Source organism: Actinomadura sp. NPDC000600, assembly GCF_040492135.1.
Lineage (GTDB): Bacteria > Actinomycetota > Actinomycetes > Streptosporangiales > Streptosporangiaceae > Spirillospora.
Genome location: NZ_JBEUPD010000026.1, coordinates 48,516 through 61,997, shown reverse-complemented (window position 1 = coordinate 61,997; position 13,482 = coordinate 48,516). Strand labels below are relative to the sequence as shown.

General features: G+C 73.2%; 10 protein-coding genes. 2 read left to right on the top strand and 8 right to left on the bottom strand.

Annotated elements, in window-relative coordinates:
* Positions 1–117: 117 nt before the first annotated feature.
* From fdh to ABWI07_RS30685, 4 genes are all read right to left on the bottom strand, one after another.
* On the bottom strand, positions 118–3,369 hold the full coding sequence (fdh, locus tag ABWI07_RS30700; RefSeq protein WP_353820657.1) for a formate dehydrogenase: 3,252 nt from the start codon (positions 3,367–3,369) through the stop codon (positions 118–120).
* A 94-nt stretch (positions 3,370–3,463) separates the two neighbouring features.
* Positions 3,464–5,248, bottom strand: a complete 1,785-nt coding sequence (locus tag ABWI07_RS30695; protein WP_353820656.1) for a hypothetical protein — start codon at positions 5,246–5,248, stop codon at positions 3,464–3,466.
* Between the two features lie 143 nt (positions 5,249–5,391).
* On the bottom strand, positions 5,392–6,129 hold the full coding sequence (locus ABWI07_RS30690; RefSeq protein ID WP_353820655.1) for an SCO6745 family protein: 738 nt from the start codon (positions 6,127–6,129) through the stop codon (positions 5,392–5,394).
* Positions 6,130–6,306: 177 nt separating this feature from the next.
* Positions 6,307–7,887, bottom strand: a complete 1,581-nt coding sequence (locus ABWI07_RS30685; RefSeq protein ID WP_353820654.1) for an MDR family MFS transporter — start codon at positions 7,885–7,887, stop codon at positions 6,307–6,309.
* A 107-nt stretch (positions 7,888–7,994) separates the two neighbouring features.
* On the opposite strand from ABWI07_RS30685, the gene ABWI07_RS30680 reads away from it, so the two are divergent.
* Complete coding sequence (locus ABWI07_RS30680) at positions 7,995–8,570, top strand: TetR/AcrR family transcriptional regulator (RefSeq protein WP_149261495.1); 576 nt, start codon at positions 7,995–7,997, stop codon at positions 8,568–8,570.
* Between the two features lie 43 nt (positions 8,571–8,613).
* Here the strand turns inward: ABWI07_RS30680 and ABWI07_RS30675 are convergent, their stop codons facing one another.
* Entirely contained in the window at positions 8,614–10,011 is a 1,398-nt protein-coding gene (locus ABWI07_RS30675) for a PP2C family protein-serine/threonine phosphatase (protein WP_149261496.1), read from the bottom strand.
* Positions 10,012–10,276: 265 nt separating this feature from the next.
* On the bottom strand, positions 10,277–10,798 hold the full coding sequence (locus ABWI07_RS30670) for a MarR family winged helix-turn-helix transcriptional regulator (protein WP_149261497.1): 522 nt from the start codon (positions 10,796–10,798) through the stop codon (positions 10,277–10,279).
* A gap of 369 nt (positions 10,799–11,167) precedes the next feature.
* On the opposite strand from ABWI07_RS30670, the gene ABWI07_RS30665 reads away from it, so the two are divergent.
* Positions 11,168–11,620 carry a hypothetical protein gene (locus ABWI07_RS30665; RefSeq protein WP_149261498.1) on the top strand — a complete coding sequence of 151 codons (453 nt, stop codon included), beginning with the start codon at positions 11,168–11,170 and terminating at the stop codon, positions 11,618–11,620.
* On the opposite strand, the gene ABWI07_RS30660 is transcribed toward ABWI07_RS30665, so the two are convergent.
* Positions 11,617–12,207, bottom strand: a complete 591-nt coding sequence (locus ABWI07_RS30660) for a TetR/AcrR family transcriptional regulator (RefSeq protein ID WP_353820652.1) — start codon at positions 12,205–12,207, stop codon at positions 11,617–11,619. The genes ABWI07_RS30665 and ABWI07_RS30660 overlap by 4 nt on opposite strands.
* A gap of 31 nt (positions 12,208–12,238) precedes the next feature.
* The gene (locus ABWI07_RS30655) at positions 12,239–13,402 is read right to left on the bottom strand and encodes an acyl-CoA dehydrogenase family protein (RefSeq protein ID WP_353820651.1); all 1,164 of its coding nucleotides are present in this window, start codon (positions 13,400–13,402) and stop codon (positions 12,239–12,241) included.
* Positions 13,403–13,482: the final 80 nt, after the last annotated feature.

Below are 13,482 nucleotides of genomic sequence, written 5' to 3'. Positions count from 1 at the left end.
GAGCTTGCGAGAACCTGATCGCGCAGCGAGCCGCAAGGCGAGCCGGAGCGATGCCAGCGATCGCCCGCGTTTCTCGACGATGGAGGGCCGCCAGGCCCGAAGGAGGAGAGAAACGCATTACAACTCGGTTCCTGTCCGGTCGGTGATGCCGGCGCGCTCCTGGTACTCGCGGACCAGGGCGCCGGCGGCCGGGCCGCGTGGGCGGCGGCCGGGGCGGATGTCGACCGACAGCGCCTTCGCCTCCTGGATGTGCGTGTTCGGGTCCAGGGACAGGTGCAGCAGTTCGTTCGCCGCGTCGCCGCGGCTGTAGCCGTTCGGGCCCCAGTGGTAGGGCAGGCCGATCTGGTGCAGCTTCCTGCCGTCCACGGTCAGCGGCGCCATCCGATCGGTCACCAGCACACGCGCCTCCACGACGGCGCGCGGGCTGACGATGGTCGCCCAGCCGCCGTGCTCCAGGCGCCGCTCGGCCGCCAGTTCCGGCGAGACCTCGCAGAAGAACTCCGGCTGCAACTCGGCCAGGTAGGGCTGCCAGCGCGACATGCCGCCCGCCGTGTGGTGCTCGGTGAGCCGGTACGTCGTCACCACGTACGGGTAGGTTCCGGCTCCCGGGTCGGTGCCGCTCGGCGCGTACCGGTTGTCGGGGTGCGGCGGCGGCAGGTGCCGGACCGGGTTGCGCTGCTGCTTGTAGAGCGGGTTCTGGAACGGCGACTCCTGCGGCTCGTAGTGCGTCGGCAGCGGCCCGTCCGTCAGCCCGGCGGGCACGTACAGCCACGCCTTGCCGTCCGCCTGCATGATGAACGGGTCGTTGCCGGCGAGCGCGTCCGGTCCCGTCGCGTCGCGCGGCGGCTTGTAGTCCGGCGGGCGGTCGGCGACGAAGTCGGGCACGTCGTGGCCCGTCCACTCGCCCTTCTCGGCGTCCCACCAGATCAGCGCCTTGCGGTCGCTCCACGGCCTGCCGTCCGGGTCGGCGGACGCCCGGTTGTAGAGGATGCGGCGGTTCATCGGCCACGCCCAGCCCCACTCGGGCGCCACCCAGTTCTGGTCCTGGCCGGGCTTGCGGCGCGCGGTCTGGTTGACGCCGTCGGTGTAGCAGCCGCAGTAGATCCAGCAGCCGCACGAGGTGGACCCGTCGTCCTTCAGCTGCGTGTAGGAGGACAGCGGGTTCCCGTCGGCGTCCCGGCCGTTGATCTCGGCGAGGACGGCCTCGGCGTCCGGCTCGGCGATCTCGCCGTGCGTCGGGTAGTCCCACGTCAGGTCCAGGACGGGCCGGTCCATCTCGTCGGTGGAGCCGGCGAGCTTCTCCCTGACGAGGCGGCCGAGGTGGTACATGAACCACAGGTCGCTGCGCGTGTCCCCGGCGGGCTCCACCGCCTTGTGGTGCCACTGCAGCATCCGCTGCGTGTTGGTGAAGCTGCCGTCCTTCTCGGTGTGCGCGGCGGCCGGCAGGAAGAACACCTCGGTGCCGATGTCCTCGGTGCGCATCTCGCCCGACTCGATCTCCGGGCCGTCCTTCCACCACGTCGCCGACTCGATCAGCGAGAAGTCGCGGACCACGAGCCAGTCGAGGTTCGCCATCCCGAGGCGCTGGATCTTGGCGTTGGCGGATCCGACGGCCGGGTTCTCGCCCATGAGGAAGTAGCCCTTGCACACCCCGTCGATCTGCGCCATGGACGTCTCGTAGGTGCTGTGCGAGCCGGTCAGCCGCGGCAGGTAGTCGAAGCGGTAGTCGTTGTCGGCGGTCGCCGCGTCGCCCCAGTACGCCTTCAGCAGGCTGACCATGTAGGAGCGCATGTCGCCCCAGAAGCCCTTGCGCGCCGCCTCCGCCTGGATGAACGTGTCCAGGTCCTGGTTGCTGTGGGCGTGCGGCATCGGGATGTAGCCGGGCAGCAGGTTGAACAGCGTCGGGATGTCGGTCGAGCCCTGGATGGACGCGTGGCCGCGCAGCGCCAGGATGCCGCCGCCGGGACGGCCGATGTTGCCGAGCAGCGACTGCAGGACCGACGCCGCCCGGATGTACTGGACGCCGACCGTGTGCTGGGTCCAGCCCACCGCGTACGCGAACGCCGTCGTCCGGTCGCGGCCGGAGTTCTCCGTGACCATCTCGCAGACCTTGAGGAACTGGTCCCGGGGGACGCCGCAGATCCGCTCGACCATCTCCGGCGTGTACCGCGCGTAGTGCCGCCTGAGGACCTGGAACACGCACCGCGGGTGCTCCAGCGTCGGGTCCCGCTCCGGGTCGCCCACGCCGATCGCCGCGCCGCCCGAGCCGTGCGCCTCGCCGCGCGCGGCCTCCTGGACGGCTCCGACGCGGTCCTCGTACTCCATGTCGCGCTGGCCGGACGCCGCCTGGACCTCCATGCCCTCGTACTGCCACGTGCTGTTGTCGTAGCTGCGCTGCTCCGGGTCCAGGCCGGAGAACACGCCGTCCAGGTCCTCGGTGTCGCGGAACTCCTCGGTGAGGATCACCGACGCGTTCGTGTAGGACAGGACGTACTCGCGGAAGTACTTCTCGTTCCGCAGGACGTAGTTGATGATCCCGCCGAGGAACGCGATGTCACTGCCCGCGCGCAGCGGGACGTGGGCGTCCGCGAGCGCGCTCGTCCGCGTGAACCGCGGGTCCACGTGGATCAGCTTCGCCCCGCGCGCCTTGGCCTCCATCACCCACTGGAACCCGACCGGATGGCACTCGGCCATGTTCGAGCCCTGGACGACGATGCAGTCGGCGTGCTGGAGGTCCTGCTGGAAGGTGGTCGCGCCGCCGCGTCCGAACGAGGTTCCCAGACCGGGAACGGTGGAGGAGTGTCAAACGCGGGCCTGATTCTCGATCTGCACCGCGCCGAGCGCGGTGAACAGCTTCTTGATCAGGTAGTTCTCCTCGTTGTCGAGGGTGGCGCCGCCGAGGCTCGCGAAGCCCAGCGTCCGCCGCACCGGCACGCCGTCCTGCTCCCACTGCCAGCCGTGCCGGCGCGCCTCGACCACCCGGTCGGCGATCATGTCCATCGCCGTGTCGAGGTCGAGGGACTCCCACTCGGTGCCGTGCGGGCGCCGGTACAGGACCCGCTGCTCGCGGGCGTCCCCGGTGGTCAGCTGCAGGCTCGCGGAACCCTTGGGGCACAGCCGCCCCCGGCTGACCGGCGAGTCGGGGTCGCCCTCGATCTGGGTGACCTTGCCGTCCTTGACGTAGACGTCCTGCCCGCAGCCGACGGCGCAGTAGGGGCACACCGACTTCACGACCCGGTCGGCGGTGCTCACCCGCGGCGTGATCCGCTCGGTTCCGGCGCTCCTGGCCGCGGCGCCCCGCCCGAGGGGGTCGTCGCCGCTGAACTGGCGGTAGACGGGCCACGACTCGATCCATCTCCGAACGCCCACGTCCCACCGCCTTCCTCAGCTTGATCCGCCGCCCACCTACCCGCCGCCCGTTCCGCGAAACACGGGGCGGCGGGCGGCGGGCGGCGGGGTCGCGTCAGCGGGCGGCGAACGCGGCGAGGTTCGCGGAGACCGGCTCGGGCCGGCCGCCGTTCTGGACGGCGGACGCGGTCAGCACGTCGATGTGCTGGTAGCCGGGCGCGACGACGTCGCCGGGCTGAGGGTCGCCGCCGAGGCCGCCCTCCGCCTCCAGGTTGAGCGTCGGGTTCGCCGTGACGCCGTCCTCGTGGACGGCGTCGTCGGCGATCCCCGGTGCGGCGGCCAGCGCGATGTCGGTGACCATCCGCGTCGGGAAGTAGTGCTCGGTGAAGTCGAGCGGGTGCTCCGACAGGCTGCGGGCCAGTTCGGCGATGTCGGTGACCTCCTTGCCCGCGGACGTGAACGGGGTGCCGTCCTCGGCCTTGTACACGGGGTCGTCCGGGGCGCCGACGCGGTCGAAGTTCCGCCACGTGTACAGCGGGCCGCGCGGCTCGTCCGGGATCGCCTTCTTCTCGGTCCCGAGCAGCCGGGACAGGCCGCCGAGCCCGATGCCGACGAGGTCGTTCGGCGCCGGGAACTCCTTGTCGACGATCTTCCCGCCGTCCCAGAACCCGAGGCTGGCCTGCATGAACGCGAGCGGCTGGGAGTTGTCGTCCAGCAGCCCGCCGAGCGCGGCGGCGTTGCTGAACCGGAAGTCCTTCACCGTGGGGGAGCCCGTGAGGAACGTCGGGTAGTCCTTGGAGAACAGGATCCGGTAGGTGGAGTCGGTGTTGAACGACGACGGCACGTAGGTCGCGAGGTCGGAGACGCCGCCCGGGTCGAGGCGCGCCGCCAGGCCCGCGATGCCGAGCAGGTTCATCGTCTCGGTGTTGACCACCGCGGGGGCGGACAGGGCCCGCGGGATCGCACCGCTCTCCAGCCCCGCCTGGACGGCGCCCGCGCCGAACTTCAGCAGCGGGATCCAGTCCTCGGGGAAGTCCCCGCCGAACCCGGGAAGCGCCGTCGAGATCCGGGTGTCGAGCGCGAAGTAGCCGGAGCACTGCTCGTACCCTGCGTCGCCCGTGGTCGAGTGGTCGCCGTCGAAGTCCCATTCGGCGAAGAACGCCGTCAGGACGCCGCCCAGCGAGTGCCCCCCGCACATCATCTTCCGCTTGCGCGCGGCCGGGTCGGGAAGCTCCCTGACCATCAGGTCGTACTGGTCGCGGACGGTCTGCTCAAGCCCGACGCTCTGGAGCCACTTCACCTGGTCGTTGGTCTGGTACCCGGCGAACTTCCGGCCGTCGACCTCTTTCTGCCGGTAGTAGTAGTCGATGGCGAGATGGGCGTTCCCCGCCCGGAGCCCCGCCTGGATCCCGGTGCCGTCCTCCAGGCAGTTGGACCGCCGGTCCAGCGCCCAGAACTCGATGTGCTTCCCGCGCTCGGCCGCGGCCGAGACCGTGTTGCGCGCGACGCTGTCGAACGCGCCCGCGCCCTCCAGGATGCCGGGCTGCGCGACCAGGATCCGGTCGGCGTCGGCCGACGCGGCGGGACCGTCCTTGTGCCGGAACCGCAGGTAGGACAGCCAGTCGCAGGCCTCCGGATGCGGACCGGCCGACGCGGGCAGCGGCACCCTGACCCGCACGACCGACTCGGCGACGTCGGTGACGGGCGAGCTGGAGGCGACCGGCGCCTCGGTCCGGCCGGTCTCGCGCGCGCCAACCGGTCCGGCCGCAGCGGTGACGGCCAGCAAGGAAGCAGCCGACGCGGCCACGGCGAGAGCGAAGCGAACCGGGGAGTGCGGGGGGCCGCCCCCCACACGCGGCAGTGCCGCGAACGCGCCGAGGGGGAGAGGGGACCGTCCCATCACGTGCTCCTTCCGAGCGTGATCGGTTCTGGTCCGACAATGGACCTGTCGGCCCCTCTGCGACAGTCCCGCGCTTGCGCAATCTCCGCCCGGCGCTTGTGCCTCCGCGACAAGACCGGCCCCGGCGCGCTCCGCGGAACCGCTCAGCCGAGGACGGCCGCGCCGACCGCGCCGATCCGCTCGGCGAACTCGGCCCGCTCGGAGGGCGACAGCGCCCGCTCGTAGACGGCGGCGGAGAGCCGGTCGGTGATCTCCTCCGCCTCCACGCGCCGCGTCCTGAGCGCCGCGCAGTCGGGGAGGTCGCCCTGCCAGCCGAAGAAGCGCGCGATGTCCGGCCCGTCCTGCGTCAGGATCGCCTCCAGCGGGGAGAGCCCGACGGCGGTCGTCGCGACGAGATGCAGGCCGCCGCGCAGTTCCCGCAGCACCTGCACCAGCTGCATCAGCCGGGCCCGGGTGGCGTCCGGCAGCGTTTCGGCGCGCCAGCCGCAGAAGAGCGGCAGCCCCGATCCCTCGGCCGCGCGCACGACGCGCTCCGCCAGCTCGCAGAGGCGCGGGTCCTCCGGCAGGTGGGCCTCGCCCCAGGCCGCGCAGCCGAGGATGTACCGCCGCGTCGCCTCGCGCGCCCCGGCGACCGCGACCCCCTCGTCCCACTGGGCGCGGACGAAACCGGGCTCGAACCAGCCGAGCGCCGCCGAGACCACGTCGGCGTCGACGTCGCCCATCACCCCGCCCCGTCCGGCGAAGTAGTACGCGAACGGGTTGTCGTACCCCTGCTCCTTGCCGTGCTCCGCCGTGCCGCGCGACAGCATCCACCGCGACCCGACGTCGTGGATGATCTTGTCGGCGGCGCGGACGGTCTCCGCGGCGCTCAGCTCGCCCATCGCTGCTCTCCCGCTTTCTCGCTGATCAAGTAAGCGAAAGGTTACTGCCCGGTCGGGGCGGTCCCGCAAGGGGATCGGCCCGGGGCCCGCCTGGACCGCGGACGTCGAAGCCGCCGCCGCAAAGCGCGGCAGGGGCCGTCCTCGACGAGGACGGCCCCTGCCCGGTGCCGCGCCGGGTCAGATCGCGACGGGTTCGGTGACCGTGCGGTCCTCCGCGGCGGGCCGCTCCGCGGGACCGCCGCGCAGCGGGGTCTCGCGGATGAACCAGGCGGCGACGATGGCCAGCAGGGTGAACGCGGAAGCCCAGAGGAAGACGTTGTGGACACCGGAGGCCACCGCGTGCTCCACGGCGTCGCGCACCTCGGTCGGCATCCGCTTGAGCAGCGCCGGGGTGAGCCGGCCGCCGCTGCCGGAGATCGACTCGCCGGCCTTCTCGCCCAGCCGGTCGCTCAGCCCGCCGGTCAGGCGGCTGCTGTAGATCGCGCCGAGGATCGACACGCCGAGCGAGCCGCCGATCGTCCGGAACAGGGTGGCCGCGCCGCTGGCCGCGCCCATGTCCTTCAACTCCACGCTGTTCTGCGCGATGAGCATCGTGTTCTGCATCAGGAAGCCCATGCCGGCGCCCAGCACGAGCATGAACAGACCGGTGGTGAGCTGGGTGGAGTCCACGGTGAGCCGGGACAGCAGCAGCATGCCCGCGGTCATGACGACCCCGCCCACGATGGGGTAGACGCGGTAGCGCCCGGTGCGGGTCACCAGCTGCCCGACGGTCATGGTGGTGACGAGCATGCCCATCATCATCGGCAGCAGGAGCAGGCCGCTGTTGGTGGCCGAGGCGCCCTGCACCAGCTGCTGGAACTGCGGCAGGAAGGTCACCGCGCCGAACATCCCGAAGCCGACCAGGAAGCCCAGCACCGAGGCCAGCGTGAAGTTGCGGCTGCGGAACAGGCTCATCGGCAGGATCGGGGACTCCGCGCGCATCTCCCACAGCACGAACAGGACCAGCAGGACGGCGGCGCCGGCGCCGAGGCCGATGATCACGGCGGAGGCCCAGGCGTACTCCGTGCCGCCCCAGCTGGTCATGAGCGAGAGGCAGACGATGCCGGCGGTCAGCAGGACCGCGCCGATGTAGTCGATGCGGGCCGTGCTGCGGGGACGCTTCGGCAGGTGCATGGTCAGCGCGGTGACCACCAGGGCGAGGGCGCCCAGCGGAAGGTTGACGTAGAAGGCCCACCGCCAGCTGAGGTGGTCGGTCACCAGGCCGCCCAGCAGCGGGCCGCCGATGAAGGCCAGCGGCATGACCGCGGCCATCAACCCCTGGTAGCGGCCGCGCTCACGGGGCGGCACCAGGTCGCCGATGATGGCCATGGCGCCGACCATGAGGCCGCCGGCGCCGAGGCCCTGGACGCCGCGGAAGGCGATCAGCTGCGTCATGCTGTGCGCCATGCCGGCCAGCGCCGACCCGGCCAGGAACACCACGACGGCGGCCATGAACATGCCCTTGCGGCCGTACATGTCGCCGAGCTTGCCCCAGATCGGCGTCGCCGCGGCGGTGGCCAGCGTGTAGGCGGTGACCACCCAGGACAGGTGCGCCACCCCGCCCAGCTCGCCGACGATCGTGGGCATCGCGGTGCCGACCACCATGTTGTCGAGCATGGCGAGCAGCATGCCGATCATCAGCCCGCTCATCACGATGTACACCTGGCGCTTGCTCCGAGACGGCTCCGCCGTCCCGCTCTTCGTGAGTGATGTGCTCATCCCTGTCCCCGCTCCGTCCGACTTACCTGCCGCCCGGCTAGTTCGTACCTGCCGTACGGTAGACTCGGAACTAGCCGGTCGTCAAGTAAGTTGAGGGGGAGGACGCGATGACCCGCCGTCGAGGCGACACCCGCGCACGGATCCGCAGTGTCGCGCTGGAGCTGTTCGCCGAGCAGGGGTACGAGAAGACCTCGCTGCGCGAGATCGCCGAACGCCTCGATGTGACGAAGGCGGCGCTCTACTACCACTTCAAGACCAAAGAGGACATCGTCGGCAGCCTCTTCGAGGACTTCCGCGCCGAGGGCGAGGAACTCCTGGAGTGGGCGCGCGGGCAGCAGCCCACCCCGGCGTCGCGGCGGGAGTTCGTGCGCCGCTATGCCGAGATCATCGAGGGCCCCGGCAAGGAGATGATCCGCTTCATGCAGATGAACGAACCGGCCGTCCGAGAGCTGAAGGCCGCCTCGGACCTGCGCGAGCGCATGAAGTCGTACGCCGAGTTCATGGTCGACGAGAAGGCGGGCCTGCCCGACCAGATCCGCGCCCGCCTGGCCCTCCTCACGCTGCACATGACCCACTTCGCCATGCGCGACACCGCCTTCAGCGAGGACGAGTTGCACGCCGCCGCCCTCGAGGTGGCCCTCGGCCTCGTCCCCGACGACCGGCCGAGCCCGCCGGCCGAGTGACCGGAAGGCCGCCGGCCGGGAGCCGCCCGCGGGCGGCTCCCGCCTAGACCGCGGACTCGCCGTGCAGGGCCACGTGGGGCGGAACCGGGGAAGTGCCGCCGGACGGGCTGTGCCAGTCGAAGCACACCACGACGGCGTCGTCGGCGAGGTCGGCGCCCTCGTGGAACTCGATGAGCTCGTCGATGACGGTCAGCGGGACCTCGGCCGCGGGCTGCAGGCGGCTGCGCCGGGTGGCCTGCTCCAGCAGGTGCGTCCCGTACTCGCCGCCCTTGGCCTTCGCGCCGAAGACCCCGTCGCTGACGATCACCAGCCGGTCGCCGGGTTCGAGCCCGAACCGCTGGGGCCGGTACTCGGTGTCGGGGAACATGCCGAGCGGGAGCTGCTGCTCCAGCGGCACCCGCGTCACCTCGGAGCCGCGCATCAGCAGGAGCCGCGGGGAGCCCGCGTCGATGACGTGCACGGTCCCGTCGACGAGGTCGATCCGCATGACGAGGGTCTCGGTGAACTCCCGGCCGCCGTAGCGCACGTGCACCATGTCGTTCGCCAGGCTCGCCTGCTCGCCGAGGTCGGCGCCCGACCGCCGGGCGTTGCGCAGCGCGCCGACGGTCAGCGACGTCAGCAGCGCCGCCTTGATGCCGGTGCCCGCGCCGTTGGTGACGGTCAGCGCCAGGTGGTCGTGCTCGACGGACCAGTCGAAGTTGTCGCCGCCGATCGAGTAGGCCGGCTCCAGGTGCCCCGCGAGGCTGAACGAGGTGTCCGCGTGCGCGTGGCCGGGGAGGAGCTGCCACTGCAGTTCGGCGGCGAGCGTGAGGCGGTGCCGCCGCCTGGCCCGCTCGTACCGGTCGGTCCGGGTCCACGCGACCTTCAGCGCGCTGCCCAGCAGCTCGCCGATCTCGGCCAGCTCGGCCGTCTCGGCCGCGGTCCACGGGGCGGACGAGCCGACCTGCAGGACGCCGATCCGCTCGCCCCGCGCGCTGACCGGTATATAGGTCCCGGTTTCGCCGGACCCGTCGCCGTCCTCCGCGGGGGCCACCAGGACGCGGCCGGTGGCGAACGAGCGCCCGGCGGGGCTCTGCCGGATCCCGATCGGCTCGGTGGCCTCCTCGGGCGGCTCGACGGCCTCCTCGGCGGCCGCCACCGCGGCCCGCGCCTCGCCGGCCGGGGCCGCCGGGCCGCCGGGGCGCGGCGCGGCCAGCAGGGGCGCGACCGGCATCAGGGCGCGCGAGTGGTAGTCGGAGACCAGGAGCCGGGCGGTGGAGACGCGGGGGTACTCCCGCGAGAGCGTCGCGGCCAGCACCTCGGGCAGCGCGTACGCGGGAGCGGCGCGCAGCGCCCGTTCGACCCTGGCCGGGGGGCTGCCGTCCCCTTCGGCCGGGCGGCCCCGGCCACTCTCGGCCGGGCGGCCGTGCTCATCCCCGGCCGGGCGGCCGTGCGTGCTCATCGAGACCCCATCTCATACTGCCTGCCGACGCGCCGGACGCGGCCGCGTCCCGGTGCGGCCGGTCCGCGTACGGTGACCGGACCGCAGGAGCGGCCGTCCCCCTCGACCGGCCGTTCGACCGCGGGAACGCGGCTCTGTCATCGGGTCCGCCCCGTGTCGGACGCAGGACCGCACGGGAAGACTGCCAAAGAGTTTGCCGTATGGCAAATACTTGATATCGAGCTGCGGAAGAAGCAGGTACGAACTGGCCGGAACCGGGCGCCGGTCAGGCCGTCCGGGACCCGAGGACCCCACCGCCGCGCTCGCGCCGCTCGCCCGCCTGACCGAACTCCGTGAGCGCGTCGAGCAGCCGGGCCCGGGACGCGGGGGACATCTGCGCCAGCACGTCGCGCACCGCCGCGCGGCGCCGCCGGACCAGCTCGGCGTGCAGCCGCTCGCCCTGGTCGCTCAGCCGCAGCACGATCTCGCGCCGGTCGGTGCGGGCGGACTCCCGCACCAGCAGCCCGGCCGCCTCCAGCCTGTCGCACAGCCGGCTCGTGGACGAGGGGATCGCGCCGAGCTCCTCGGCGAGCCCGCCGAGGTTCAGCCGGCCGAACCGCGCGATCACCTCCACGGCGCGCAGCTGGATCGGCGAGATGGCGGGTTCGAGGCCCTGGTCCGCGCGGTTCCAGAGCAGCGTGGTCGCGCTCAGCACGCGCTCCACGGCGGCCGCGACGTCGTCCGGCACGGCGCCGGCCACGTCGCCCGCCTGCTCTTCGCCTGACGGCCGCGGTCGTCGCTGACTCACACCCCAGCCTTTCGCACGGAGTCCCCTTCGGCGGCCCTTCCCTCCGGCCCCCGGCGGCCCCGCCGCGCCGCCTCCGGTCGGGACCGGACGGTACGGTCGCGGGCCCTACCACGATAGGGGGTCGGACCGTCACGGCGCGACGCCCGTGCCCGCGCGCGGGCGGTGGCCCCCTCACCGGACCTGCCCCGCCGCCGGGAGCGTACGCGATACGGAGGCGTCGCGGCGGCGGACGGGGCGGCGCGACGACCGGCGCGCATCCGAACCCGGCGGCCCCGCCGCGCGTACGACGTGAGGGGGGCCCGCGGGCCCGGGACGGCGAGAGCGTGGATGGACAGGGATCGTGAAGCCTGCGCGAGGTGACCGGAGTGGGTGACCGGAGTGGGTGACCGGGCGGCGAGCGCCGGACTGGTGTCGCGGCTCCTGGAGGCGCTGGAGGACGACTGCGCGGAGTGCGGGGGGACGGGGAGCACGCCGAACGAGCGGTGGCTCGCCTGGCACCGGCGGGCCGGCGAGCTGATCGCGGTCGCGCAGGCCGCCCGCCGCGCCCACGAGTGGCGTCCGGCTCCGGGCGCCCCGCCCGGGGCCCCGCCCGGGGCCGCGCCCGTCGCCGCGCCCGAACGGCCCGCCGCCGCCGAACCCGCCATCGTGACCGCCGTGGAACGCGCTATCGACGACCACATGAAGGCCCGCCCGTCCGAGCCGGAGAAGGAGCGCTGCGCCGCGTGCCGGGGGCTCGGCAGGGAGCTCACCCCGGCCGGGCGGCAGCTCGCCGAGATGCTCGCGCGGCACGGCTTCGTCCGGCGGGAGTGGGACGGAGGCTAGGGAGCGAGGAGGATCTCCAGCATGCGTTCCCCCGGGTCGGGTCCGGACTCGGGGACGAGGTAGCCGCCCGCCCAGACGCGCAGCATCAGCTGCGCCCGAAGACGTGCCTCCTGCTCATCGAACCCGAGGCCTTCCAGGCAGGCGACGATGTGCCCGAGCAGGGCCCGGTCGGCGTGCCGCACCGCCTCCTCCGCCGCCGGCTCGTGCTGCGCCCACAGCCGCATCGCCCGGTCGATCGGCGCGACCTCGCGGCCGAGCGCCTGGATGCGGCGCAGCCGCTCGCGCGGGTCGGCGGTGCTGCCGAGCGCGAGCCCCAGCATCTCGTCGGTCCGCTCGTGCGCCCACCGGTCCAGCAGCGCCCGCATCAGCTCGGGGCGGTCCCGGAAGTGCCAGTAGAAGCTGCCCTTGGTGACGCCGAGCCGGGCCGCCAGCGTGGTGATCGCCACGCCGCGCTCGCCCGCGCGGGCCAGCTCCCCGTAGGCCGCCTCGATCCAGTCGCGGCGCGCCACCCTGGGCCGGGCCGCCCTCTCGCCGCCCGTCCCCTCGACGCCCGCTCCTGTGCCGGCCGTTCCCGTGCCGCCCGTCATCCGATCCCCTGCCTCCGCCGCCGGGCCGCCGTCACACCAGGGTCACCGGGCCGGGGTCCAGTCCCAGCTCGATCCTGCCGTAGAGGGCGTACGCCGCGTCCGGTTCGAACACCACGTGCCCGGAGATCGTATTGACGTCCCGCTGCGCCCGCTGGAACGGGGAGTCGCTGAACTGCGCGCTCGCCCCGGCGGCCGAGCACAGGTCGTTGACGACCCGCCGGGCGGTCCCGGCGACGTGCGCCGCCACGAGCCGGGCCCTGGCGCGGCGCCGCATATCGCAGTCCCCGTCCGCCACGGCGCGGACGACGCCGCGCAGCGCGTCCTCCAGCAGCAGCCGGGCGGCGGCCAGGTCCGCGGTCGCCGCCGCGAGCCGGACCTGCGCGCCCGTGGTCTCGCGCTGCCGCTCGCCGGAGTAGGCCATCACCCGGCCCCGCGTCCGCTCGGCGAACCGCGCCAGCACCCCCTCGGCCACGCCGAGGACGGGCGCCGCGCCGGTCAGCGCGAAGACGGGCACGAGCGGCGTCCGGTAGAGCGGCCCGGGGTGGACGAGGGAGCCGGGCGAGCGCCCCTCCGCCAGGTCGGCGAGCGGCACCGACCGGTGCGCCGGGACGAAGACGTCCGGCACCTCGATGTCGTTGCTGCCGGTGCCCCGCATCCCGCTGGTGTGCCAGACGTCGTGCACCGCCACCTCCTCGCGCGGCAGCAGGAACAGCCGCGGCTCGATCGCGTCGCCATCGGTGACCAGCGCCATGACCATCACGTGCCCGGCGTGCATCACCCCGCTGCCCCACGACCAGCGCCCGGTGACCCGGTGCCCGCCGTCCGCCGGCGCCGCCGTCCCGCCCGGCGACAGGACGCAGGGGATAAGCGCGTACGGCCGGTCGGCCCAGACCTCGGCCTGCGCCTGCTCGGGGAACAGCGCGACCATCCAGTTGTGCAGCGTGTAGATGACCGAAAGCCAGCCCGTGGAGGCGCATCCGGCGCCCGCCTCGCGGCACGCCGCCGCCATCGCCTCGAACCCGAGCTCGGCGCCGCCGAACCGCTTCGGCACCAGCATGTCGAACAGCCCGGTCCCGGCCAGGTCGGCGATGGTCTCGTCGGGCAGCCGGCGCGCGTCCTCGGCGGCCCGCGCGCGTTCGGCGAGCGTCGGCGCGAGGGCCCGCACGCGGTGCGTGATCTCATCTCCATACTCCATGGTACGGAACCATACTCCTAAGTATGGTGCGGTGCCGAGGCCCTCTCCGGTTTAGGTCCGGCCCCAGGGTTAGGTAGACG

Bases quoted from the DNA above. Each gene is read 5' to 3' on its own strand.
- ABWI07_RS30655 (WP_353820651.1), bottom strand. From the start codon at position 13,402: ATGGAGTATGGAGATGAGATCACGCACCGCGTGCGGGCCCTCGCGCCG.
- ABWI07_RS30660 (WP_353820652.1), bottom strand. From the start codon at position 12,207: ATGACGGGCGGCACGGGAACGGCCGGCACAGGAGCGGGCGTCGAGGGG.
- ABWI07_RS30680 (WP_149261495.1), top strand. From the start codon at position 7,995: ATGACCCGCCGTCGAGGCGACACCCGCGCACGGATCCGCAGTGTCGCG.
- ABWI07_RS30695 (WP_353820656.1), bottom strand. From the start codon at position 5,248: ATGGGACGGTCCCCTCTCCCCCTCGGCGCGTTCGCGGCACTGCCGCGT.
- ABWI07_RS30690 (WP_353820655.1), bottom strand. From the start codon at position 6,129: ATGGGCGAGCTGAGCGCCGCGGAGACCGTCCGCGCCGCCGACAAGATC.
- ABWI07_RS30685 (WP_353820654.1), bottom strand. From the start codon at position 7,887: ATGAGCACATCACTCACGAAGAGCGGGACGGCGGAGCCGTCTCGGAGC.
- ABWI07_RS30675 (WP_149261496.1), bottom strand. From the start codon at position 10,011: ATGAGCACGCACGGCCGCCCGGCCGGGGATGAGCACGGCCGCCCGGCC.